Origin of the sequence: Paraburkholderia xenovorans (assembly GCF_046030735.1) — a bacterium.
GTDB classification, from domain to species: Bacteria; Pseudomonadota; Gammaproteobacteria; order Burkholderiales; family Burkholderiaceae; genus Paraburkholderia; species Paraburkholderia xenovorans_A.
Genome location: NZ_JAQQBV010000004.1, coordinates 205,619 through 227,010, shown reverse-complemented (window position 1 = coordinate 227,010; position 21,392 = coordinate 205,619). Strand labels below are relative to the sequence as shown.

The window sequence follows — 21,392 nt, the reverse complement described above, 5'->3', positions numbered from 1 at the left end:
TACGATGGTGCTTTCCCCTCGCGACCATTCCGGCATTCCGATGAAATCCACCTTGTTGCGCGTCACCCTCGCCCTCGCTGCCACGACCGCGCTCAGTCAACTCGCGCACAGCGAGGAAGTCGCGAGCGTCAATACCAATTTCCGCGTCACCGGTTCGGACCGGGTGGTCGTCGAGGCTTATGACGATCCTGTCGTGCAGGGCGTCACCTGTTATGTGTCGCGGGCGCGTACCGGCGGGGTCAAAGGGACGCTCGGCATCGCCGAAGATCCGACCGAAGCGTCGATCGCCTGCCGGCAGGTCGGCACGATCAACTTCACCGGACCGGTCAAGAAGCAAGCCGACGTGTTCTCGGTCAGCATGTCGCTGATATTCAAGTCGTTGCACGTGGTGCGTGTCGTCGATGCGAAGCGCAATACGCTCGTGTACATGACCTACAGCGACCGCGTGGTCAGCGGCAGCGCGAAAAATAGCGTCACCGCCGTACCGATGCCGGCCGGCACGACGATCCCGGTAAAATGAGCACTACGGCAAATCGTCTCCGGCGAACGCCTGGCAAGAACGCGAGCGCGCTAAACTGACCGATCGTCCGGCCGCTTCGCTGAATTCATCCGGCCGCTTCGCCGAATTCAACGACTGCCGGATCACAGCACCGCGCCACCTCCTCCATGACAGCCCACCGCTTCCAGGACTCCGCCCGCTACTGGCGCACGCCGCTTCTCCCCGGCGCGGATCTGGTCACGGCTGAATATCGCGACCACGAGTTCGCGCCGCACTGGCATGACGCGTACACGATTCCGGTGATCACGGCAGGCGCGGAAGGTTACCGGTATCGCGGCTCGAACTATGTCGCCGAAACGGGTGGCGTGCCGATCATCAATCCCGGCGAACTGCACACCGGGTCGAAGGCGATCGAGGCGGGCTGGCGCTATCGCGTGATGTACGCGCCGGTGAATTTCATCCACGAACTCGCCGGCGAGATTGCCGGCAAGCCGCAGCCGTTGCCGTGGTTCGAAGCCGGTGTGATTCGCGATGCCGATCTGGCGCGCCGCCTCGCGCATGCGCATCGTCTGCTGGAAGCCGGCGACGATCCGCTTGCAGCCGAAGCCGCGATGCTCGACGCGTTGTCGACGCTACTGGCCCGCTATGCACAGTCGCAGTCCACGCCCACTCGCGTCGCCATCGACGACACCCGGGTGGCGATCATGAAAGAGCGCCTGACCGGCGATCTCACCGCTCCCGTCACGCTGGCCGATATCGCGGAGGCAGCAGGGCTTTCGCCGTTTCACGCGGCGCGACTGTTCGCGCAGGCCGCCGGCATGCCGCCGCATGCGTGGCGCAACCAGGTGCGCTTGCAGCGTGCGCTGGGGCCGCTGCGCTCGGGTGTCCCGGTGACGGAGGTCGCGGCAGCCAGCGGTTTTACGGACCAGAGCCATTTCACGCGGCACTTCCGCCGCATGTTCGGCGTCCCGCCCGGACGTTGGCAAGGCGCCTGAAGTTCGGGCGGCCTGATACTTGCGCCGCAAGAACGTACAAGTCGGTCGCCACGCCGCCCGCTATCCTTGCCGGATCAAGGAGGCAAGATTGACCCATTCCACCCCCGGCCCGTCCGAAAGCAACGGCCATCTGAAAGAATTCACCGCCGGCGCGCGCGACATCATCCCGATGATGGTCGGCGCGGTGCCCTTCGGCGTCATTTTCGGCACGCTCGTCGCATCCGGACCGCTGCATCTATGGCACGGGCAGTTGATGTCGCTGGTCGTGTTCGCCGGCTCTGCGCAGTTCATCGCGCTCGGCCTGATCGCGGGTCACGCGAGCTTCGCGGTGATCTGGGCCACCACGCTGGTCGTCAATCTGCGTCACGTGCTCTACAGTGCGACCCTCGCGCCGCATGTCGCCCATTTGCCGGCGCGCTGGCGCTGGGCGCTCGGCGCGCTGTTGACCGACGAGGTCTTCGCGGTCGCGTGGGAACACTACCGGCATCGCGAGCCGGGGACGGTCGGCCCGCACTACTTCTTCGGCGCGGGTTTCGCGATGTATCTGAACTGGCAGATCTGGACGGTGGCCGGTCTGCTGTTCGGCGCTGCGTTTCCAGGCCTGCAATCGCTCGGGCTCGATTTCGCGATGGTCGCCACCTTCATCGCGATCGTCGTGCCGCAACTCGTCGCGCTACGCTTTATCGCGGCGGCTGTCACGGCGGGCGCGCTGGCGTTCTTCTGGCAGGCGTGGCCGTACAAGCTCGGGCTGCTCGGCGCGGTGTTCGCGGGTGTCGCGGTCGGCGTGTTGCTGTCGGCGCCGCGGCTTCGCGCGGGCGGTGAGCGGCGGGGTGAACGGCGCGACGAAAGTGCGCAGGACAATACCCGGAACAATACCCAGGACGTTACCCAGGACAATACCCGCGGAAATGCGCAAGACAACGCACGCCAAAGCGCGTCAGAAACCCCACGCAACGGCACGCGACAAGCTACGCACAACGACTCCCACGACACGACGCAAAAAACCGCGGGAGCATCGCAATGAACTATGTCGTTCTGATTCTCGGCATGGCGGCAATTACGTGGGTGATCCGCGCGGCCGTCTTCGTACTCGGCGACCGGCTGGTGTTTCCGGCGCTGGTGCGCACCGCGCTCGGCTTCGTGCCCGTCACCGTGCTGACGGCGATCATCGTGCCGATGGCGGTCTCGCCGCACGGCTCCAGCGCGGAATTGACGTGGCGCAACCCACAACTGGTCGGCGCGCTGGCCGCGATCGCCGTCAGCGCGTTGACGCGGCGCCCGCTGTTGACCATCGCGGTCGGCCTTACGGTGTTCTTCGTCTGGCAAGGCGTGGTGCTCAAATAGGCATAAGCGGCTGACCACGCCGCAGCCATGTTGCCGGCAACCGCGTTCCGCACAACCGGCATCATTCTCTTCGCGCCACGTCAATCATCCAGAACCCTCAAGTTTCCCACCGATCCGCCGATATGAAGTCGAGGTCCGCTCGTCGGGATACGTCCCGCTGGTGATGCGGCAACAGGCAGGAATCAAGCGCGCCGGCATCGGCGTCGTGTCGCCCGGTCCGCTCGTCGACGGACGACACGACAATGCCGCGCGGCAGGACCAAACGGGATAACACATGGGTCAAATCACCCTCACGCTCAAAGACGAGACCATTGCCACGCTGCGCAAGGATTTCGACGCTTTCCTGCGGGTTTCGCTGAAGCTCGATCCGCAGTTCGCGACGCCGTCGTTCGAAGACTTTTTGCGCGCCAAGCTGCTCGACAACATGGTGCCGCTGACCGAACACGCGGTGCAGCGGATGTTGCAGGGCGGCCAGTACGCGTGGGCAAAACGCACGCTGGACAAGGAATTTCCGGATGTCGTCGCGATCCTGATGCGCCAGGCGGGCGAGTTCGGTTTCGGCTTCGCGTCGCGCTCCGAGTGGACGCCGGAAGAACTGGCGAAGCAGTGCCGCGACTGGGCGGCGGCGATCGTCAAGGAAGCGGAAGGCGAAGCGGTGCTGATCGACCCGCTCGCGGCGCAAATCAAGAGCGCCGCGCAGGACATCCAGGCGCTGGAAGAAGTGATGCAAACGCCGGCGTGGCGCCTCGTGGAGTCGCTGCGTCAGCGCGTGTACGAAGCCAAGGTGGCGTGCGAAACGGGTGTGGGCAGCACCGCGCGCGAGAAGCTCGGCGAGTTGCGCGGCCTGTTGCGGCTCGGCATTTCGCACGGCTCGATCCAGAAACAGGAAGCGCAGCAGATCATGGAATACCTGCGCCTGCTGAAGCCGGAGATTTTCGTCGAAGAGCCGTACGACGTGTTTTCGCGGCTCGCCGCGTGGCTGCGCAATTTCTTCGTACCGCCGCGCCCGGTCTCACAGCAGCAGCAACAGCAGCAACGGCAGTCGCGCTAGCGACAACTAGCAACAACGGGCAGCAACCGGCTGCCTGCCGAACGCCGCGGTTGTCAGAACCGCGGCACACCCGCCGGCGGCCGCGCCGCCGTCAATCCCACATTTTCCTGAGCTTCGCCGCGATCGCAATCTTCGCCTGCGCCGCCGCGGCGAGTCCCGCCGCGCTCGGCGCCGTCGGCACCGGCACACGCGGCCACGCATATGCGTCGAACAGCGGCATCAGATGCGCGGGAATGAAACGCGTGCGCGACGCCCACACGTGACGATCTCCCATCTGCGTCTGGTTGTGTACGTAAAAGCGTTGCGGCACGACGATATGCAGATCTTCCTTCGCGCGCGTCATCGCCACGTAGAGCAGACGCCGTTCTTCGTCGATTTCCTCCTCGGTGCCGGTGCCCAGATCGGACGGAATGCAACCGTCGACGCCGTTCAGCACGAACACATTGCGCCACTCCTGCCCTTTCGCGGAATGGATCGTCGACAGGATCAGATAGTCCTCGTCGAGCAGCGGCACACCGGATTCGTCACTGGTGGCATCCGGTGGATCGAGCGTCAGTTCGGTCAGAAAACGTTCGCGCGACGCATACGTGCCCGCGATGCTTTCCATCTGCAGCAAGTCTGCATGGCGGATCGCCGCGTCCTCGTGATTGCGTTCGAGATGCGGCTCGTACCAGCGCCGCACCATCTCGAACTCGGCCGGCCACGGCGTTTGCCGCCCGTAGACGCTCGACATCAGCTTGACGAACGGATGCCAGTCTTCCTGCGCGCGAGCGGGCGGCGCGAACGCGGCCAGCGCGTTGCCGGCGCGGTGGCTGAAATCGGCGGCTGCGCCGGCGCTTGCCCGCGCGACGACTTCGTCCAGCACCTTCGCGGCGGTCGCCGGCCCCACGCCCGGCAGCAATTGCACGACCCGGAAGCCGGCCACGCGGTCGCGCGGATTCTCCGCCCAGCGCAGCACGGCGAGCATGTCTTTCACGTGCACCGAGTCGAGAAACTTCAGACCGCCGAACTTCACGAACGGAATGTTGCGCCGGGTCAGTTCGATTTCGAGCGCCGCGCTGTGATGCGCGGCGCGAAACAGCACCGCCTGCGACTTCAGCGTGATCCCCTGCTCGCGCGCCTCGAGCACCTGCTCGACGATGTAGCGGGCCTGATCCGCTTCATCCGCGACGCTCACCAGACGCGGGCGCTGCGCCGACGCCGTGTCGGTCCACAGATTCTTCGTGTAGCGCTCACTCGCGAGTTCGATCACCGCATTCGACGCCGCCAGGATCGGCGCAGTGGAGCGGTAATTGCGCTCGAGCGTGATCTGCCGCGCCGGCGGATCGAAGTGCGCGGGAAAGTCGAGAATATTGCGCACGGTCGCACCGCGAAACGAGTAGATGGACTGCGCGTCGTCGCCGACTACGGTGAGGCCGCGGCCGTCGGGCTTCATCGCGAACAGGATCGACGCCTGCAGGCGATTGGTGTCCTGGTATTCGTCGACCAGCACATGGTCGAAGCGCGCCGACAGATCCGCCGCGATCGCGGGCTCGGCAGCCATATGCGACCAGTACAGCAGCAGATCGTCGTAATCGAGCACGCTTTGCTTCTGCTTCGCTTCGACATACGCCGCGAACAGCATGCGCAGATCCGCCTCCCACTCCTCGCACCACGGGAACGCACTGGAGAGCACGTGAGAAAGCGACGCACCGGTGTTCACGACGCGCGAATAGATCGCGAAACATGTGCTTTTGGTCGGAAAACGCCGCTCTTTCGCCGACAAACCGAGTTCGTGGCGCACCAGGTTCATCAGGTCGGCGGAATCTTCGCGGTCATTGATCGTGAACGCGGGCGCGAGACCGATCAGCTCAGCGTATTCGCGCAACAGCCGCGCGCCGACGCTGTGAAACGTGCCCGACCACGTGAGTCCTTGAGCCAGCGCCGCCCGCGTGCCGAGCGCCGCACCGGCGATCCGCGTGACGCGACGGGTCATTTCGAGCGCCGCACGGCGCGAAAAAGTCAGCAACAGGATGCGGCGCGGATCGGCGCCCTTCACCACCAGATTGGCGACGCGGTGCGCCAGCGTGTTGGTTTTGCCGGAACCGGCGCCGGCGATCACCAGTAGCGCGCCGAGCGGCTCGCTGGGGCTGTCGGTGCCGTATTCGACGGCTTCGCGTTGCGCGTCGTTGAGCTTCGCGAGCCAGTCGACGGCAGAGGACGGCGAAGACGAGGCAGGCGGCGGAGATTCGGCGACGGGGAGCACAGTGGTTTGGGCAGCGCGAATAGGGTTAGAAGAAGAAAAGGGTGAAGAGCCGGTTTGAAGACGGCGACGCATACTGTATATCCATACAACCTTCATCGACAAGCGACCCTTTTTTCCACGCCGCCCAACGCACGCGGTGCGTGTCGCCTTCGCGCCCAATAAAAATGGCCCGGCGCACAAGCTGCGCACCGGGCCATTCCTTACTGTTGAAGTACCGCGCGGGACTCGCGAGCGCAAGCCCCTTTACGACCGACGCCTACTGCTTCTTCGCGTCCTTCAGATTCGCGTCGGCGTTCGCCTTGTCGGCGTCGGCCTGAGCGTCGGTCTTCTTTTTATCGGCCTTGGCCTGCGCGACCGACGCCTTCTTGTCGGCCTTCGACTGTTCCTTGACGGCCTTCTTGTCGGCATGCGTGACCGGCGCGGCGGCCGGATCGCTAGCCTGCGCGATGGCCATCGACGACAGGCAGCCGGCAATCAACGCGGCGTACACCTTGTTCATCGGTTTATGGATACTCATGCGTTACCTCCGTAAATGACTGCCCGGTCCGACGATGCAAAAGCTCAGTGCGTCGCGCTCAGTGCTTCACATCCGCGCCATCAGCCTGATCGGCCGGCTGACCTTGCATGTTCATCTTCATTTCGTTGTTGGCGGTCTGCTTGTCCGCCTTCTTGTTGATTTTGGCGTCACGCACCTGCTCCTTGTACTGCGACTTCGCGGCCTTCTGCTGATCCTTCAACTCGGTCTTGGACGCCTTCTTCGACGCGCGATATTCGGCATTGGCCTGCGCGTTCGCGTCGCGCTTCTGGACCAGCGGATCGGTCGAACCCGATGCCGTCAGACGCGTCGGCGCCGGCGTGACCGGCTGCACACCCTGTGCGGCCGGCGCGGCGGGCACGACACCGGCGCCCTGGACCTGCGCCTGATCGGCGGCGCCGGCGGCAGGCTGGGCGGTTTGCGCCACGGCAGCGGTTGCAGCAAAGGCGGTCAGGGCGGTACCGATCAGGAGTGTACGAATCTGGGTCATGGCGAATCCTCTCTAAAATTGTTGTGACACGGGCGGGTAGTCCTGCGCAACGCGCCCCGCCCGGTCGTATGCCACTGAAAAATCCAGCAGCCTCTACTTCTGATGATCACTTTACGAGTGAATAACTCGATAAACGACCGCTGTTACGTAGCGTTTCATTTTCCTACATTTACATAACAACTCATTGCAACTGCTTGCACGTGCGGGTGGCGGCACGCGGGTTTCGTCGGGAGCAAGCTTCTGGCTTATGATGCGAACCCTTTGCCTGAAGGTGCAAACGCCATGCCCAACCTCGATTTCACACTCACCGGCGACTACGTCGAACTGCACAATCTCCTGAAGATAACGGGACTCGCGGACAGCGGCGGCTCGGCAAAAATGATGGTCGCCGACGGTGCGGTGACCGTCGACGGCCAGGTCGAAACGCGTAAAACCTGCAAAATCCGCGCGGGCCAGGTCGTACTGCTGGGCGACACGCGGATCGCGGTTCACGAGGCTTGAGCGGCACCGCGAACCTCTCGCCAGGCCGCAGTGACTGAGCCGCGAGCCGCACGCAAGTCCGAAAACCCGGAGCGACGCACGCACCAGAATCGTGCGTTCTCCATCGACATTGCGCTGTTGACGCAATAAGCTGTCGGTTTCGACAGACAAACAGCCGACTGACAGCCGCCCTACGGCGCTACGCGTCCGGCGAGGCCTGCGGGCCTGCGGGCCTGCGGGCAGATTGCCGTCACCGTGTGCGCTGGCCGCATGCTCGCCGCCACGTGATCGCCCCGCTGTCGCCCTGCTGTTGCCTTTTTGCCGCCCAAGCGCTCCATGACTCAATCCGGCTTCACCCGGGTGGCCGCCCGGCCGCCGACCTTCTCCCGCCACGCCGCCGACACCGCGCGCCTCGCCGCGCCGCTCGCGATCGCGCAGCTTTCGCAGATGGCGATGGGCGTAACCGACACGATCCTGCTCGGCTCGCTCGGCCCCGACGCGCTCGCCGCCGGCGGACTCGGCGCCAACCTGTTCTTCGTGGTGGTCACGCTGCTGCAAGGCGTGCTGACCTCCGTCAGCGTGAGCGTGTCGCATGCGCGCGGCGCGCAGGACGAAAGCCGCGTGCCGCACATCTACTGGACCGGCTTCGTGATGTCGGTGCTGTTGTCGGTGCCGGCGTTCATCCTGTTGTCGTTCGCCACGCCGATCCTGCTGGCGTTCGGCGAACCGGCGCTGCTCGCACACAACGTCGGCGAATATGCGGCGGTGCTGCGCTGGGGCACACCCGCCAGCCTGATCGGCGTCGGCCTGATGCGCTCGTTCCTGCCGGCGATCGGCGCGGCTCGACGCCTTTTGTGGGTGTCGCTCGCGAGCGTGGTCGTCAACGGCTTTCTCAATTACGGGCTGATTCATGGCGTGTACGGGTTGCCGCGCCTCGGTTTCCTCGGCTCGGCCGCGGCGACCTCGATCACCGTCTGGCTGAGCGCGCTCGTTTTGATGGCGCTGTTGCATCTGCGGCCGCGCTACAAGCACTTTGTCGTCGCGACGCGCCCCAACGTGCCGTTGATGAGCGAGCTGTTCGGCATCGGCTGGCCGGTGGCGATCACGTACGGCGTCGAGTCGACGCTGTTCCTCGCCACCGGCCTGATGGTCGGCCTGCTCGGCGAATCGCAACTGGCCGCGCACCAGATCGCGTTGAACGTGGCGTCGGTGGCTTTCATGGTGCCGCTCGCGATCGGGCAGGCGGCCAATGTGCGGGTCGGCTACTGGTCCGGCGCCGGACAGCCGCTCGCCGCGCGCCACGCGGGTTTTGTCGCGCTGGGGCTGGGCGTCGGCTTCATGACGCTGTCGGGGATCGTGCTGATCGCCGCGCCGCACTGGATCGTCGGGCTGTATCTGCATCTCGACGACCCGGCCAACGCAGCCACCGTCGCATTGGCGAGCACCTTGCTCGGCGTAGCGGCGATTTTCCAGATCGTCGACGGGATGCAGACGGTCGGCTCAGGCTGCCTGCGCGGCCTGAAGGACACCCGCGTGCCGATGATCGCCGCCACCTTCGGCTACTGGGTGATCGGCTTTCCGACCGGCTACGTGCTCGCATTTCATTTCGGCATGGGCGCGCCCGGCTTATGGTGGGGACTCGCGGCCGGCCTCGCGAGCGTCGCGTTGCTGATGACGCTGCGCTTTCACAAGCTGAGCCTGCGGTATGCACCGCCGGCACCGGCCACGCCGCCCGCGCGTTCGTCCTGAGCCATGAGCCATGTGCCATGAGCCATGCGCCGTGAGCCGTGAGCCGTGAGCCGCGATCCGCGATCCGCGATCCGTGCGATCGACCCCGCACGGGAAGCTAAGCAAAGCACGGATGATTGGTTTGCCGGCCGCGGCGCCCACGCTACGATTGAGCCGTCTCCTTGACATACTCTGAATGGGTTTAACCCGCGCACTGCGCGGGTTTCTTTTTTTGTGCCGCCGCGTTTCGCGTGCCGTTTCCAGTTTCCCCCTTGCCACAGCGCGGCCGACGCCGACGCATCCATCTCGTTGCAACTGCAACCGTCGAATCGGACCAAAGCCGCGTTGAACGGTAAAATACGCCGCCTCGCGCGCCTCACGAAGGCTCGTGCCGCCCGTTGACCCATCCGCATCCGCAGGCCCTTGGCCGCTCCACGCGACAAACCTCCGGACACGTGCCGCACCGCTCGGCCTCTCTTCTCGCCATAAAACATAATCAAGGAGCATCCGTCATGCTTGCCCGCGTCACCCGTCTGTTTCCGCTCTGGGCCGTGCTCGTTTCGATCGCCGCGTACTTTTCGCCCGCTTCGTTCGCGGGCGTCGCGCCGCACGTCACCACGCTGCTGACGATCATCATGCTGGCGATGGGTGTCACGCTCTCGGTCGCCGACTTCCAGCGCGTCTTCACGCGGCCCGCGCCGGTGATCGCCGGCATCGTGCTGCATTACCTGGTGATGCCGCTCGCCGCCTGGGCGATCGCGAAGGCGTTGCGCATGCCGCCCGATCTGACCGCCGGCATGGTGCTGGTGGGCAGCGTGGCGAGCGGCACCGCGTCGAACGTGATGATCTATCTGGCGCGCGGCGACGTCGCGTTGTCCGTGACGATCAGCGCGCTGTCGACGCTCGTCGGCGTGTTCGCAACGCCGCTGCTCACGCGTCTTTACGTGGATGCGTCGATCGCCGTCGACGTGCACGGGATGCTGATGAGCATCCTGCAGATCGTAGGATTGCCGATCGTGGTCGGGCTGTTCATCAACCACTTTTTCAACAAGGCGGTGCGCGCGATCGAACCGATCCTGCCGCTGATCTCGATGATCTCGATCGTGCTGATCATCGGCGCGGTGGTGGGCGGCACGCAGAAGAGCATTGCGTCGGTCGGGCTCGTCGTGATGGTCGGCGTGGTGCTGCATAACGGCATCGGCCTGCTCGGCGGCTACTGGGGCGGCAAGCTGCTCGGCTTCGACGAAGCCGTGTGCCGCACGCTCGCAATCGAAGTCGGGATGCAGAATTCCGGCCTCGCGGCGACGCTCGGCAAGTTGTATTTCACGCCGATCGCGGCATTGCCCGGCGCGCTGTTTTCGGTGTGGCACAACCTGTCCGGGTCGCTGCTCGCCGGCTACTGGGCCGGCCGCCCCGCGAAGGGTTCCACGCATCCGGACGGCCAGCGTGCGCTGAACGCCGAACGCGGCTGAGCGAGCTGCACTGCCTCGTCGCGCTATGACGGCGGCGAGGCAGTCAAGCAAACGCCACAGCACGAAGACCGCAACGCACGAGCTGTAACGTAAAGGCCCACGCACAAAGGCCGCACGCAACGCACAAGCCGCAACGTAAAAGCTCAAGCACAAAGGCCGCCACGCAAAGGGGACATCGAAGGCCCCTTTGCCTGATTCCCCTTAGAATGCATTTCTCGACGGCGCGTACCACGCCGCCATCCGCGCGATGAGAAGCCTGCAATCAACGGAGAACGAAGCGTGCCGTGGCATCAAGATCACCACCCGATCACACAGCGACGCCGGCGCGAATCTGGCGCCGTCCAGATGCAGTCTTTCTGGCGGACCACGAGACAACTTCTCCTGCTGGGCTACGCGGCGGCCTGCCTGAGCGCCTGCGCGACCAAACCTCCCGCTACTGCGTTCGACCGTCAGGTCACCCACGCGCTTCCCGCCACCGACTCCAATCCGCTGCACACCGCGCTCGCGCCGCTCGAAGCCGCGCATCCGGGCGAGTCGGGCTTTCGCGTGCTGTCGAGCGGCACCGACGCATTGCAGATGCGCATCGCCCTCGCCCGCGCGGCGACGAAAACGCTGGACATGCAGTACTACATCGCCAATGAGGACACCACCGGCAAACTGCTGCTCGGCGCCGCGCTCTACGCCGCGGACCACGGCGTGCGGGTGCGGATGCTCGTCGACGATCTGAACTTCAAGGACATCGACCAGTTGATGGCGGGCTTGAACTCGCACGACAAGATCGAGATCCGCGTCTTCAATCCGTTCGGCAGTGCGCAGCAAGGCGTGTTCGAACGCACGACGAACCTCTTCACGCAGATCGGCCACTTCACGCGCCGCATGCACAACAAGGCGATGATCGCGGACAACCAGCTGGCAATCGTCGGCGGCCGCAATCTCGGCGACGAATACTTCAGCGCCAGCGAAACGCTGCAATTCCGCGACCTCGACGTGCTCGCCGCGGGTCCGGTCACCGCCGACGTCTCCGCGAGCTTCGACGACTACTGGAACAGCAGCATCGCCTATCCGTTGCGCGTGCTGAACAAACAGAAGTTCGACGCGAAAGAACTCGACCAGACCCGCGACGATCTGCGCCAGCACTGGCGCACCAACGCCGATCCGTATAACGCGAAGCCGTTGAACGCCACGCCGCTCGCATCGCAGATCGCCGCCGATCAACTCGGCCTGACGTGGGCGCGTGCCGAATTCAAGGTCGACGCGCCCGGGAAAATCGAGCATCCGTCGCCGGATTACGTGAGTCCGCCGCTGCAGCGGCTCGGCGAGTTGATGAAAGAGGCGCAGAAAGACTTCCTGATCATTTCGCCGTATTTCGTGCCGCACGACGCAGGCGTGAAAGCGGCCGGCGAACTGACGCATCGTGGCGTGCGCATCGCCGTGCTGACCAATTCGCTCGCCGCCACCGACGCGGTCGCGGTGCAAGCCGGCTACAGCCCCTACCGTGTGCCGCTGCTGCAACAGGGCGTGGAATTGTACGAGTTCAAGCCGGAGCAGCCGACACCGCGCACGAGCTTCGCCGGCTCGCGTTCGCGCGCCAGTCTGCACGCGAAAACCTATGTGATCGACCGCAAGATTCTAGTGATCGGCTCGATGAATCTCGATCCGCGCTCGGCCAATCTGAACACCGAACTGGCGCTGGTGATTCACAGCCCGCCGCTCGCCGAGCAGGTCGCTCAAATCTTCGCGCATGCAACCTCGCCGGAGGAAAGCTATCGCGTGACGCTCGCCGATTCTACGCAGATCGCCTATCTGCGCTCGATCGGCGCGCCGCTGTCGCCGCTTGTCTGGACCGACGTCGAAAACGGCCTGCCGCGCACCTACATATTCGATCCCCAAGCGGGTTTGTACCGTAACGCGCTAACGGGACTATTCTCTTTATTGCCTGTCAACGCAGAACTTTGAAGTGGAGTGGAAGATGACTGAAGACGTACGAATGGAGCGTGACACGTTCGGTGAAATCGCCGTGCCGAACGCTCGTTTATGGGGCGCGCAAACGCAGCGTTCGTTGCAGAATTTCCGCATCTCGACCGAGAAGCAATCGCCCGAACTGATCACCGCGCTCGCCGTGATCAAGCGCGCCGCCGCCGAAGTGAACCACGGCCTCGGCGTGCTCGACGAGAACAAGGCGAAGGCGATCATGCAGGCGGCCGACGAGATCATCGGCGGCAAGCATCCCGATGAATTTCCGCTCGCGGTCTGGCAAACGGGCTCCGGCACGCAGACCAACATGAACCTGAACGAGGTGATCGCGAACCGCGCGAGCGAGCTGCTCGGCGGCGAACGCGGCGAATCCCGCAAGGTGCATCCGAACGACGACGTGAATCGCGGCCAGTCGTCGAACGATGTGTTCCCCACGGCGATGCACGTGGCCGCCGCCGATGCGATCGTCAAGCATCTGCTACCGGCGCTGAAGACGCTGCGCGACACGCTCGACGGCAAGGCGAAAGCGTTTGCCGGCATCGTCAAGATCGGCCGCACGCACTTGCAGGACGCGACGCCGCTCACGCTCGGCCAGGAGTTTTCGGGTTATGTCGCGCAACTCGATCACGGCATTCGTCACGTGGAATCGGCGCTGCCGCATCTGTATGAGCTCGCGCAGGGCGGCACCGCGGTCGGCACGGGTCTGAACGCGCATCCGCAGTTCGCCGACAAGGTCGCGGCCGCGATCGGCAAGCTGACCGGCCTGCCGTTCGTGTCGGCGCCGAACAAATTCGAAGTGATGGCGGCGGCCGATTCGCTGGTGTTCGCGCACGGCGCATTGAAGACGGTGGCGGCCAGCCTGAACAAGATCGCCAACGACATCCGCTGGCTCGCGAGCGGTCCGCGTTGCGGCCTCGGCGAACTGTCGATTCCTGAAAACGAGCCGGGCAGCTCGATCATGCCGGGCAAGGTCAATCCGACCCAATCCGAAGCATTGACCATGCTGTGCTCGCAGGTGTTCGGCAACGACGTCGCGGTGAATATCGGCGGCGCGAGCGGCAACTTCGAGTTGAACGTGTTCCGCCCGATGATCGCGCACAACGTGCTGCAATCGGTCCGCTTGCTGGCCGACGGCGCGCGCAGCTTCAACGACAACTGCGCGGTCGGCATCGAGCCGAATCACGAGCGGATCGATACGCTGCTGAACGAATCGCTGATGCTGGTCACCGCGCTCAATCCGCACATCGGCTACGACAAGGCCGCGCAGATCGCGAAAAAAGCGCACAAGGAAGGCACTACGCTGAAGGCGTCGGCACTGGCGCTCGGCTATGTCACCGAGCAGCAGTTCGACGAATGGGTGCAGCCGCAGGATATGGTCGGGCATTCGGCGGCGTGACGGGCTGGCGCCTGAAGCACGACGAGGCCTCAGGCGCCTGGCGCTTACACCTTCCCTTGCGCCACTTCTTCCGGTTTCAGTTCGACGATCGCGTCGAGCGCTTCCTTCACATCCATCGCGTATTTGGCAAGACGCTTCTGTTCGTCCGTCTCCGGTACGAACGCCGGCACCGGCACCGGGTGGCCGTTTTCATTGACGGCGACCATCACGACCAGACAGTCGGTGGTTTGCAGCAGTTCGCCGCCCTTCGGATCGCCCGCCTGCACCGACACGTGAATGTGCATGCTGGTGCGGCCCGTCGCGACGACGCGCGCGCGCAACTCGACCAGGTTGCCGACCTGAATCGGCCGGCGAAAACGGATATTGCCCACGCTGACCGTCACGCAATAGCGGCTCGACCACACCGCCGCGCACGCGTACGCGGTCTCGTCGATCCACTTCATCAGCGCGCCGCCGTGCACCTTGCCGCCGAAGTTGACCGAGATCGGCTCGGCTAGAAAACGAAACGTGGTTTCGGAACGGTCCAGCGGCACAAAGGCAGGGGTGTTCATCGTGACTCCGGTCAATCGGATGCATTGAAAGGAGCCGATTATACGAGCGCAATATTGACGGCGTCGTGGGCTCGGCGTGTGGACGGCCGCGCCGTGTTGCGCGCGGGGTCGCCGGGCTTTCGAACGGCCTTCACTCCGGATGCTGGGGCGAGGTTAGCGTTGCCCGGACGTCGTTTAGCTCGCCGCCGCGACCGCCGTTCGCCCCTGTGTTCGTCCCGCCGTCACCGCCGACGCAAACCGCTCCCGATAATCGAGCGGCAGCACGCCGAAGCGCCGCACGAACGCGCGACGCAGGTTCTGCTCGCTGCCGAAGCCGCAATCGAGCGCAATCCGCTTGAGCGGCCGGCGCGATTCCGCGAGCGACTGCGCAGCCGCCTCCAGCCGCAGCGCCGAAACGGTCTTGGCCGGCGTGCGGCCGACCTCGTCGACGTAACGCCGCGCGAAGGTCCGCGGACTCATTTGCGCGCGCTCGGCAAGCCGCTCGACGGAAAGATCGTCGCGTAAATGCGCGGCCATCCAGCTATGCAGGGCCTCGAACGGGCCGCCCGCCGACGCCTGCGCGGCCAGCGCCGCGCTGAACTGCGACTGTCCGCCTGGCCGCTTCATGAACACCACGAGCCGCCGCGCCGCCTGCATCGCGACCGCGTGACCGACGTCTTCTTCGATCAGCGCAAGCGCCAGGTCGATGCCTGCCGTGACGCCGGCCGAGGTCCACACGGCGCGCTCGCCGTTACCGTCTCCGTCTCCGTCGCGCACGTCGCGGATGAAAATCGGATCGGCATCCACCCGCACGTTGGGATAACGCCGCGCGAGAAGCGGCGCGTCGCGCCAATGCGTGGTCGCGCGACGGCCGTCGAGCACGCCCGCTTCGGCCAGATAGAACGCGCCCGTACACACCGAGCACACGCGCCGGACCTGCGGCGCGCGCCGTCTGATCCACGCGACGAGTTCGGGCTGCAAGCCCCCTTGTTCGTCGACCGGAATGCCGGGGACGATCAGCGTGTCGATCGGCTGGTCGTCGAGCGAATCGAGCCGCTCGGTGACGACCGGCAGCCCCGGAAAGGTTTGCAGCACGCCGCCTTCGATCGATGCGACCGTCGTCCGATACGCGACGGGACCGGCGCGCTGTTCCAGCGACGTGTCCGAAGCCGAAGCCGAAGCCGAAGCCGCAGCCGCAGCAAGCGTCAACTCCGCGCGCCAGAATGCCTCCAGCGGCCCGCATGCATCGAGCAGCACGAGATCCGGCGCGACCGCAAACACGATATGACGTACCGTCATCGGTCCCCACCCTCCGTCAATTTCCGTTTCGCCGACCATGCGTACGCGAGCGTCGCCAGCGCCGCGATGCCTAGCGGCGGAAAAATCGCCGCGTTGATGGTCGCCCAGCCGAAACGCGTGAGCAATTGCCCGGCGAACAGCGAGCCCAGCGCGGAGAACGCGAAGGTCGTGAACTCGCTGGTCGCCTGCGTCTTTGCGCGTTCGGACGGCCGGTACGATTGCGCGAGCAGCGTCGAGCCGCCGACGAACATGAAATTCCAGCCGACGCCCAGACACGCGAGCGCCGCGTAAAAATGCGGCAGATCGGTCGAGCGCAACGCGAACACGCCGCACAGCGCCGACAGCACGATCCCCGCGCCGATCACCGGCAGCACGCCGAAGCGCCGGATCAGCCGCGCCGAAAACAGCGACGGCGCGAACATCCCGACCAGATGCCACTGGATGATCGCCGCGCCGTCGCCGATCGTGTGACCGCAGGCGACCGCGGCAATCGGCGTGGCGGTCATCACGAACATCATGACCGCGTAGCCGAGCGCGTTGTTGGCGAGCGCCGCCGCGAAGATCGGCTGCCGCACGATCTCGCCGAGCGGCCGCGCCGCGTCGTGGCGCGTGGCAGCGCCCACGGCGGGCGCGGCGTCGCGATAAAGCAGCGCCAGCAGCGCGATCGACACGAGCCCGAAGCCCGTCACCAGCGCATAGGAACCGGCGAACGCGACCGGCGCCAGCCAGTCCTTGCTCCACGCGGCGAGCAGCGGGCCGCAGGCCGCGGCGACCACGCCGCCCGCCAGCACGGTCGAAATCGCGCGGCTTTTGCTTTCGACGCCGACGGCGTCGGCGGCCGCCAGCCGGTAGTACTGCGCGAACGCCTGAAACACGCCGACCGTCGCGGTACCCGCGCAGAACGCCCAGAAACTCTGGTGAAAGATCGCCCATACCGACACCGCGCCGCCCAGCGCGCCGACACTTGCGCCGAGCACGAAACCCGCGCGCCGGCCGATGCGCGCCATCAGGAACGACGCGAAGATCGTCGTCAGCGCGGCGGCGACGGTGATCAGCGAGAACGGCAGCGTCGCGAGCGCCTTGTCGTCGGCGAGCGTGTAGCCGACGAGTCCGGTCAAGGTCAGGTCGATCGAAACCGACGACGTGTACAGCGCCTGGCAGACCGCCAGCACGCGCGCGGCACGGCGGCCGTGCGGGTCGGCGTCGTGGGAGGCTTGTTGGGAAGCTTTCTGTGAAGCGGAAGGGGACGCGGAAGAGCGAACGGCGGGAGAGGCTGACGAAGAAGCGGATGAAGAAGCGGACGGAAAAACTGACGGCGGCATCGGTGGCCTCGGGCGGCAAAAGTAACGATGCCCAGATCGTCACATGGCGGAGGATGGCAGAAATGACAATGATGCATCAATTCCAGCCATCTGCGAGCTCTCTCGGCCGACGCGGTGCGCCTGCCTACTTGCGCACGGTGATGCCTTCGTCGATCGTTCCGTACATCGTGACGCTGCCGGTGCCCGCCCCCGAAGACGAACCGCCCTGCGCGCACGCGCTGAACAGCAGCACAGCGGCGGCCATTGCAAAAAGAAGTTTGATCACAGCGTATCCCCGCAAAGACAGACTTCGATTCTAGCCTGGCGGCCTGCCGCGACACCGTAAGCGTGCCATGGCACCTGAGCCTGGCAGCGGCTACCGGTTTTCGTAGCTGTTGCATTCGATGCTTCACGCTAAGCTGAAACATCGAATACACCCGTCCGCTACAGTGAAAGTGAAGTGAAGAAGTGACACAGCGAACCTGAGCTGACGGCGCCCCTGCCAGGCCCGCCCCGCGCCCCACCACGCCCCACGCAGACAAGGAAACCACCATGACCGCCCTCCTCGCAGACGACCAGCACCATTTCCCGGGCCTGAGCCGGATCGGCGCGCTGCTGGCCGACCCCGGCCGCGCCGCGATGCTGTGGGCGCTGATGGACGGCAGCGCGCGCCCCGCCGGCGAACTGACGATCATCGCCGGGCTATCGCCGTCGGCGGCCAGCGCCCATCTCGCGCGGCTCACCGACGGCGGGCTGCTCGCGCTGGAAGTGCGCGGTCGGCATCGCTATTTCCGCATCGCGTCGGCGGACATCGCGGCGTCGATCGAAGCGCTCGCGAACGTCGCGCAAGTCAGCGCGCCGCAACGCACGCCGCCGCGCCCCGCGCGCACCGTGCCCGTCGACATGCGCTACGCGCGCACCTGCTACGACCATATGGCAGGCGAGCTGTCGGTGCAGGTATTCGAACGGCTGATGACGCGCGGGCTGTTGACACTCGACGGCACGTCGCTCGAAGCCACCGTCGACGGCGCCGCGCGGTTCGCTGAATGGGGCATCGACATGAGCGCGCAGAAAAGCCGCCGGCGCCGCTTCGCGTGCACGTGCCCGGACTGGAGCGAACGGCGCCCGCATCTGGGCGGCGCACTCGGCGCCGCGCTGCTCGATTCATGGACCACGCATGGCTGGGTCGAGCGCACTGAACGGCCGCGAATTCTGCGCATCACGCCGTCCGGGCATCGGCATTTCGATGCGCTGCTGGCGAGTTGAACCGGCGCCTGAAAACCCCGCGGCAATCGCGCTGTAAGCCCCGCCGCCATTACGGAAATGGCCCATTCCGCTTACGAAAAGCCTAATCGAGACCTTTTGTTACACGGTAGGGAAAAGGCCTTACAAAAGTGGGGCCTCTGAAACAATCGCCACGGGTAAAGTGACTCATGGATGCAGCAAAATGCGGCCTCCGCCGGAGATAAATCATGAGAACACTGACCACACCGAAAAACACAAACCACCGCGTGATCGGCTACACACTGATCGCAGCCGCCGCCTTCATGTTCACCGCGCAAACCGTGTTCGCGCAGCAAGCCGAACAGGCGCCGCCGGACATCTCCGCGCAAAACCCGCAGAGCGTGTCGCAAACCGATCCGCCGGGACGCGTCGCGCGTCTGAACTACACCGCGGGCACCGTCACGACGGAACCGGCCGGCGCCACCGACTGGTCGTACGCGCAGATCAACCGTCCGCTCACCACCGGCGATCAGTTGTGGAACGATCAGAGCGCGCGCTCCGAATTGCATATCGGCTCGACTGCCGTCCGGCTCGATCAGTCCACCAGCCTCGACATCCTCAATCTCGACGACAACAGCGCGCAGCTGAAAGTTGCGCAAGGCACGTTGTCGGCGCGCGTGCGCGAACTGGCGCCGGGCTCGTCGTATGAAATCGACACGCCGAACCTGGCGCTGGGCCTGAACGGTCCCGGCGACTATCGCGTCGACGTCGCGCCGGACGGCAGCAGCACCACCGTCACCGTACGCAGCGGCAGCGCGACCGTGTATGGCGACGCGGGCCAGGTGCCGATCTCGGCTGGCCAGCAGATCCGCTTCGCCGGCACCAACCTGCAGCAGGTCGCCGACAACGGCGTGCCGGGTCTCGACGGCTTCGATCAATGGGCGGCGAGCCGCGATGCCGCGGAAGACCGCTCGGTGTCGGCGCGCTACGTGTCGCGCGACATCCCGGGCTATCAGGACCTCGACGCGAACGGCACGTGGCGCAGCACGCCGCAGTACGGCGAAGTGTGGGTGCCGCGCGCGACGCCCGTCGGCTGGGCGCCTTATCACGAAGGTCATTGGGTGTGGCAGGCGCCGTGGGGCTGGACGTGGGTCGACGACGCGCCGTGGGGCTTCGCGCCGTACCACTACGGCCGCTGGGCGCAGATCGACGACTCGTGGGCGTGGGTGCCGGGTCCGGTGGTGGTCGACGCACCGCCCGTCTATGCGCCGGCGCTGGTGGCTTTTGTCGGCGGCGGGGGCGGCGGCGGAATCGGCTGGGGCGTGAGTCTCGCGATCGGCGGCGCGGTTGCGGCCGGCGTCGCGTGGTTCCCGCTCGGGCCGGGCGAGCCGTGGCATCCGCACTGGGGCGGCCACGACAACTGGAGCCCGAACTACTACAACCGCGTCAACCGCACGACCATCGTCAACAACTACAACCACAACGTGACGAACGTGAATGTGACCAACATTCACAACACGTACATCAACTATCGTCCGGGCGCGGTGACCGCGGTGCCGGCTACGGCTTTCGTGCACGGCCAGCCGACCGCACGCTTCGCGCAGAAGGTCGATCCGCAACAGTGGCATAACGCGCAGATCAATCCGGGCGGCCCGGGCATCGCGCCGGTCAAGGAAAGCTTCGGGCCCGGCCTGCGTAACGCGAACTACCGGCCGCCGGCCGCCGTGACGACGCGTACCGTGGTCGCCACGCGCAGTCCGGCCACGCCGGCCGCGTTTCACGACAACCTCGCGCAACGTTTTGCGCAGAGTGGCGGACGGGTACCCGGTGCGGGCGCGCCGATCGTCCGGACGTCCGTGCCGGCGCATCTGGCCGGCGGTCCGGGCGCGCTGCCGGTGCAGAACGTGCGGGTCGTGCAGTCGCATATCGCCGGCCGCGCGCCGGGGATCGCGCCGGGTGCGCCGAACTCCCCAGCGGCCATGCAGCAGGCGGCACAGCGGCCAGGACAGCCGCCGGTCAGCGGCAACGGTGTCAATGGCCAGCCGCAGCGTGGCGGCGAACCGCAAGCGCGGCCGGGCGTGCCGCCGCAAGTGGCCAACGAACGTCAGCAGGCGGGCGAAGCCGCTCGTCCGGCGAACGGCGTGCCGCGTCCGCCGCAAGCGAACGGCGGCAATCCGAACGCCTTCGCGCAGCAGCATGGCGCGGCGGCACAACCGGGTCAGTCGGCCGAGGCCGGCGGCCGTCGCGAGCCGGCATGGACGCAGCCGCACACGCCGATGGCCCAGCAGGCGCAACAACATGGCGGCCCGCAGGAACAGGCCGGCAGGCCGAACTACGCGCAGCAGCCGGGTGGGCCGGCGAACGCCGCGATGCAGCAGCATGGCGTGCCTCGTCCGGAGGACAACGCGGCGGCGGCTGACGAGGCGCGGCAGCAGGCCGCACGTGCGCAGGCGCAGCAGCAGGCACAGCAGCAGGCGCAGCGTCAGTCCGAGCAGCAGGCGCAGCGTGCAGCAGAGGCACGTCAGCAGCCGGTGCAGCAGCAGCGTGAAGAGGCCCGTCCGCAAGTGCAGGCGCAGCAGCCGCGTCAGGAGTTCCATCCGCAGCAGGTGCAGCAACCGCGACCGGAACCGCGTCCGCAGCAGGTCCAGCAGCCGCGGCCGGAACCGCGCCCGCAACCGCAACCTCAGCACGCCGAGCAGCCGCGTCCGCAACCCCAACCGCAGCGCGCGGAACAGCCGCATCCGCAACCGCAACATCCGGAGCAGCACTCGGGTACCAACAACCGGGACGAGCATCGCCGGGGCTGAACCCCGTCGCTAGCGAGTTCCA

The 21,392-nt window shown here is 65.9% G+C and carries 18 protein-coding genes and 1 pseudogene; 12 read left to right on the top strand and 7 right to left on the bottom strand.

Annotated elements, in window-relative coordinates; translation table 11 throughout:
- The first annotated feature begins 40 nt into the window (after nt 1-40).
- The 5 genes and pseudogenes from PQQ51_RS05730 to PQQ51_RS05710 all read left to right on the top strand — a co-directional run bounded on the left by PQQ51_RS05730 (nt 41) and on the right by PQQ51_RS05710 (nt 3,889).
- Nucleotides 41-520, top strand: coding sequence for a CreA family protein (locus tag PQQ51_RS05730; RefSeq protein ID WP_408495531.1), 480 nt, complete (start codon nt 41-43; stop codon nt 518-520).
- Between the two features lie 146 nt (nt 521-666).
- A complete protein-coding gene (locus tag PQQ51_RS05725; RefSeq protein ID WP_408495529.1) occupies nt 667-1,494 on the top strand; it encodes an AraC family transcriptional regulator in 828 nt (275 codons plus the stop codon).
- 88 nt (nt 1,495-1,582) lie between these two features.
- Nucleotides 1,583-2,323, top strand: a pseudogene (locus PQQ51_RS05720) (AzlC family ABC transporter permease); the annotation flags it as partial.
- 191 nt (nt 2,324-2,514) lie between these two features.
- A complete protein-coding gene (locus PQQ51_RS05715; RefSeq protein WP_408495527.1) occupies nt 2,515-2,838 on the top strand; it encodes a branched-chain amino acid transport AzlD family protein in 324 nt (107 codons plus the stop codon).
- Between the two features lie 274 nt (nt 2,839-3,112).
- Nucleotides 3,113-3,889 carry a DUF4088 family protein gene (locus PQQ51_RS05710; RefSeq protein ID WP_408495525.1) on the top strand — a complete coding sequence of 259 codons (777 nt, stop codon included), beginning with the start codon at nt 3,113-3,115 and terminating at the stop codon, nt 3,887-3,889.
- 91 nt (nt 3,890-3,980) lie between these two features.
- Here PQQ51_RS05710 and PQQ51_RS05705 read toward each other — a convergent pair whose 3' ends face one another.
- From PQQ51_RS05705 to PQQ51_RS05695, 3 genes are all read right to left on the bottom strand, one after another.
- On the bottom strand, nt 3,981-6,134 hold the full coding sequence (locus tag PQQ51_RS05705) for an ATP-dependent helicase (protein ID WP_408495523.1): 2,154 nt from the start codon (nt 6,132-6,134) through the stop codon (nt 3,981-3,983).
- 256 nt (nt 6,135-6,390) lie between these two features.
- On the bottom strand, nt 6,391-6,651 hold the full coding sequence (locus PQQ51_RS05700) for a hypothetical protein (RefSeq protein WP_408495521.1): 261 nt from the start codon (nt 6,649-6,651) through the stop codon (nt 6,391-6,393).
- 58 nt (nt 6,652-6,709) lie between these two features.
- Nucleotides 6,710-7,159: a hypothetical protein gene (locus PQQ51_RS05695; protein ID WP_408495519.1), complete on the bottom strand. Its 450-nt coding sequence runs from the start codon at nt 7,157-7,159 to the stop codon at nt 6,710-6,712.
- Between the two features lie 282 nt (nt 7,160-7,441).
- Between PQQ51_RS05695 and PQQ51_RS05690 the strand changes: the two genes are divergently transcribed.
- The 5 genes from PQQ51_RS05690 (at nt 7,442) to fumC (ending at nt 14,209) form a co-directional block, all read left to right on the top strand.
- On the top strand, nt 7,442-7,660 hold the full coding sequence (locus PQQ51_RS05690; protein ID WP_172311306.1) for an RNA-binding S4 domain-containing protein: 219 nt from the start codon (nt 7,442-7,444) through the stop codon (nt 7,658-7,660).
- Between the two features lie 315 nt (nt 7,661-7,975).
- Complete coding sequence (locus PQQ51_RS05685; protein WP_408495517.1) at nt 7,976-9,388, top strand: MATE family efflux transporter; 1,413 nt, start codon at nt 7,976-7,978, stop codon at nt 9,386-9,388.
- 491 nt (nt 9,389-9,879) lie between these two features.
- Nucleotides 9,880-10,839, top strand: a complete 960-nt coding sequence (panS, locus tag PQQ51_RS05680; protein ID WP_408495515.1) for a ketopantoate/pantoate/pantothenate transporter PanS — start codon at nt 9,880-9,882, stop codon at nt 10,837-10,839.
- Nucleotides 10,840-11,184: 345 nt separating this feature from the next.
- A complete protein-coding gene (locus PQQ51_RS05675) occupies nt 11,185-12,795 on the top strand; it encodes a phospholipase D family protein (protein ID WP_408495513.1) in 1,611 nt (536 codons plus the stop codon).
- A gap of 13 nt (nt 12,796-12,808) precedes the next feature.
- The gene (gene fumC / locus PQQ51_RS05670) at nt 12,809-14,209 is read left to right on the top strand and encodes a class II fumarate hydratase (RefSeq protein WP_408495511.1); all 1,401 of its coding nucleotides are present in this window, start codon (nt 12,809-12,811) and stop codon (nt 14,207-14,209) included.
- A gap of 44 nt (nt 14,210-14,253) precedes the next feature.
- Here the strand turns inward: fumC and PQQ51_RS05665 are convergent, their stop codons facing one another.
- The 4 genes from PQQ51_RS05665 to PQQ51_RS05650 all read right to left on the bottom strand — a co-directional run bounded on the left by PQQ51_RS05665 (nt 14,254) and on the right by PQQ51_RS05650 (nt 17,625).
- Nucleotides 14,254-14,760 (bottom strand): acyl-CoA thioesterase, encoded by a 507-nt coding sequence (locus tag PQQ51_RS05665; protein ID WP_408495509.1) that lies wholly within the window; start codon nt 14,758-14,760, stop codon nt 14,254-14,256.
- A gap of 174 nt (nt 14,761-14,934) precedes the next feature.
- Nucleotides 14,935-16,038 (bottom strand): GlxA family transcriptional regulator, encoded by a 1,104-nt coding sequence (locus tag PQQ51_RS05660; RefSeq protein ID WP_408495507.1) that lies wholly within the window; start codon nt 16,036-16,038, stop codon nt 14,935-14,937.
- The gene (locus PQQ51_RS05655) at nt 16,035-17,210 is read right to left on the bottom strand and encodes an MFS transporter (RefSeq protein ID WP_408495505.1); all 1,176 of its coding nucleotides are present in this window, start codon (nt 17,208-17,210) and stop codon (nt 16,035-16,037) included. The genes PQQ51_RS05660 and PQQ51_RS05655 overlap by 4 nt, the downstream gene beginning before the upstream one ends.
- Nucleotides 17,211-17,484: 274 nt before the next feature.
- Entirely contained in the window at nt 17,485-17,625 is a 141-nt protein-coding gene (locus PQQ51_RS05650; RefSeq protein ID WP_408495714.1) for a hypothetical protein, read from the bottom strand.
- A gap of 266 nt (nt 17,626-17,891) precedes the next feature.
- Between PQQ51_RS05650 and PQQ51_RS05645 the strand changes: the two genes are divergently transcribed.
- Together PQQ51_RS05645 and PQQ51_RS05640 are read left to right on the top strand one after the other, a co-directional pair.
- Entirely contained in the window at nt 17,892-18,605 is a 714-nt protein-coding gene (locus tag PQQ51_RS05645; protein ID WP_408495503.1) for an ArsR/SmtB family transcription factor, read from the top strand.
- Nucleotides 18,606-18,811: 206 nt separating this feature from the next.
- Nucleotides 18,812-21,370, top strand: a complete 2,559-nt coding sequence (locus PQQ51_RS05640) for a DUF6600 domain-containing protein (protein ID WP_408495501.1) — start codon at nt 18,812-18,814, stop codon at nt 21,368-21,370.
- Nucleotides 21,371-21,392: the final 22 nt, after the last annotated feature.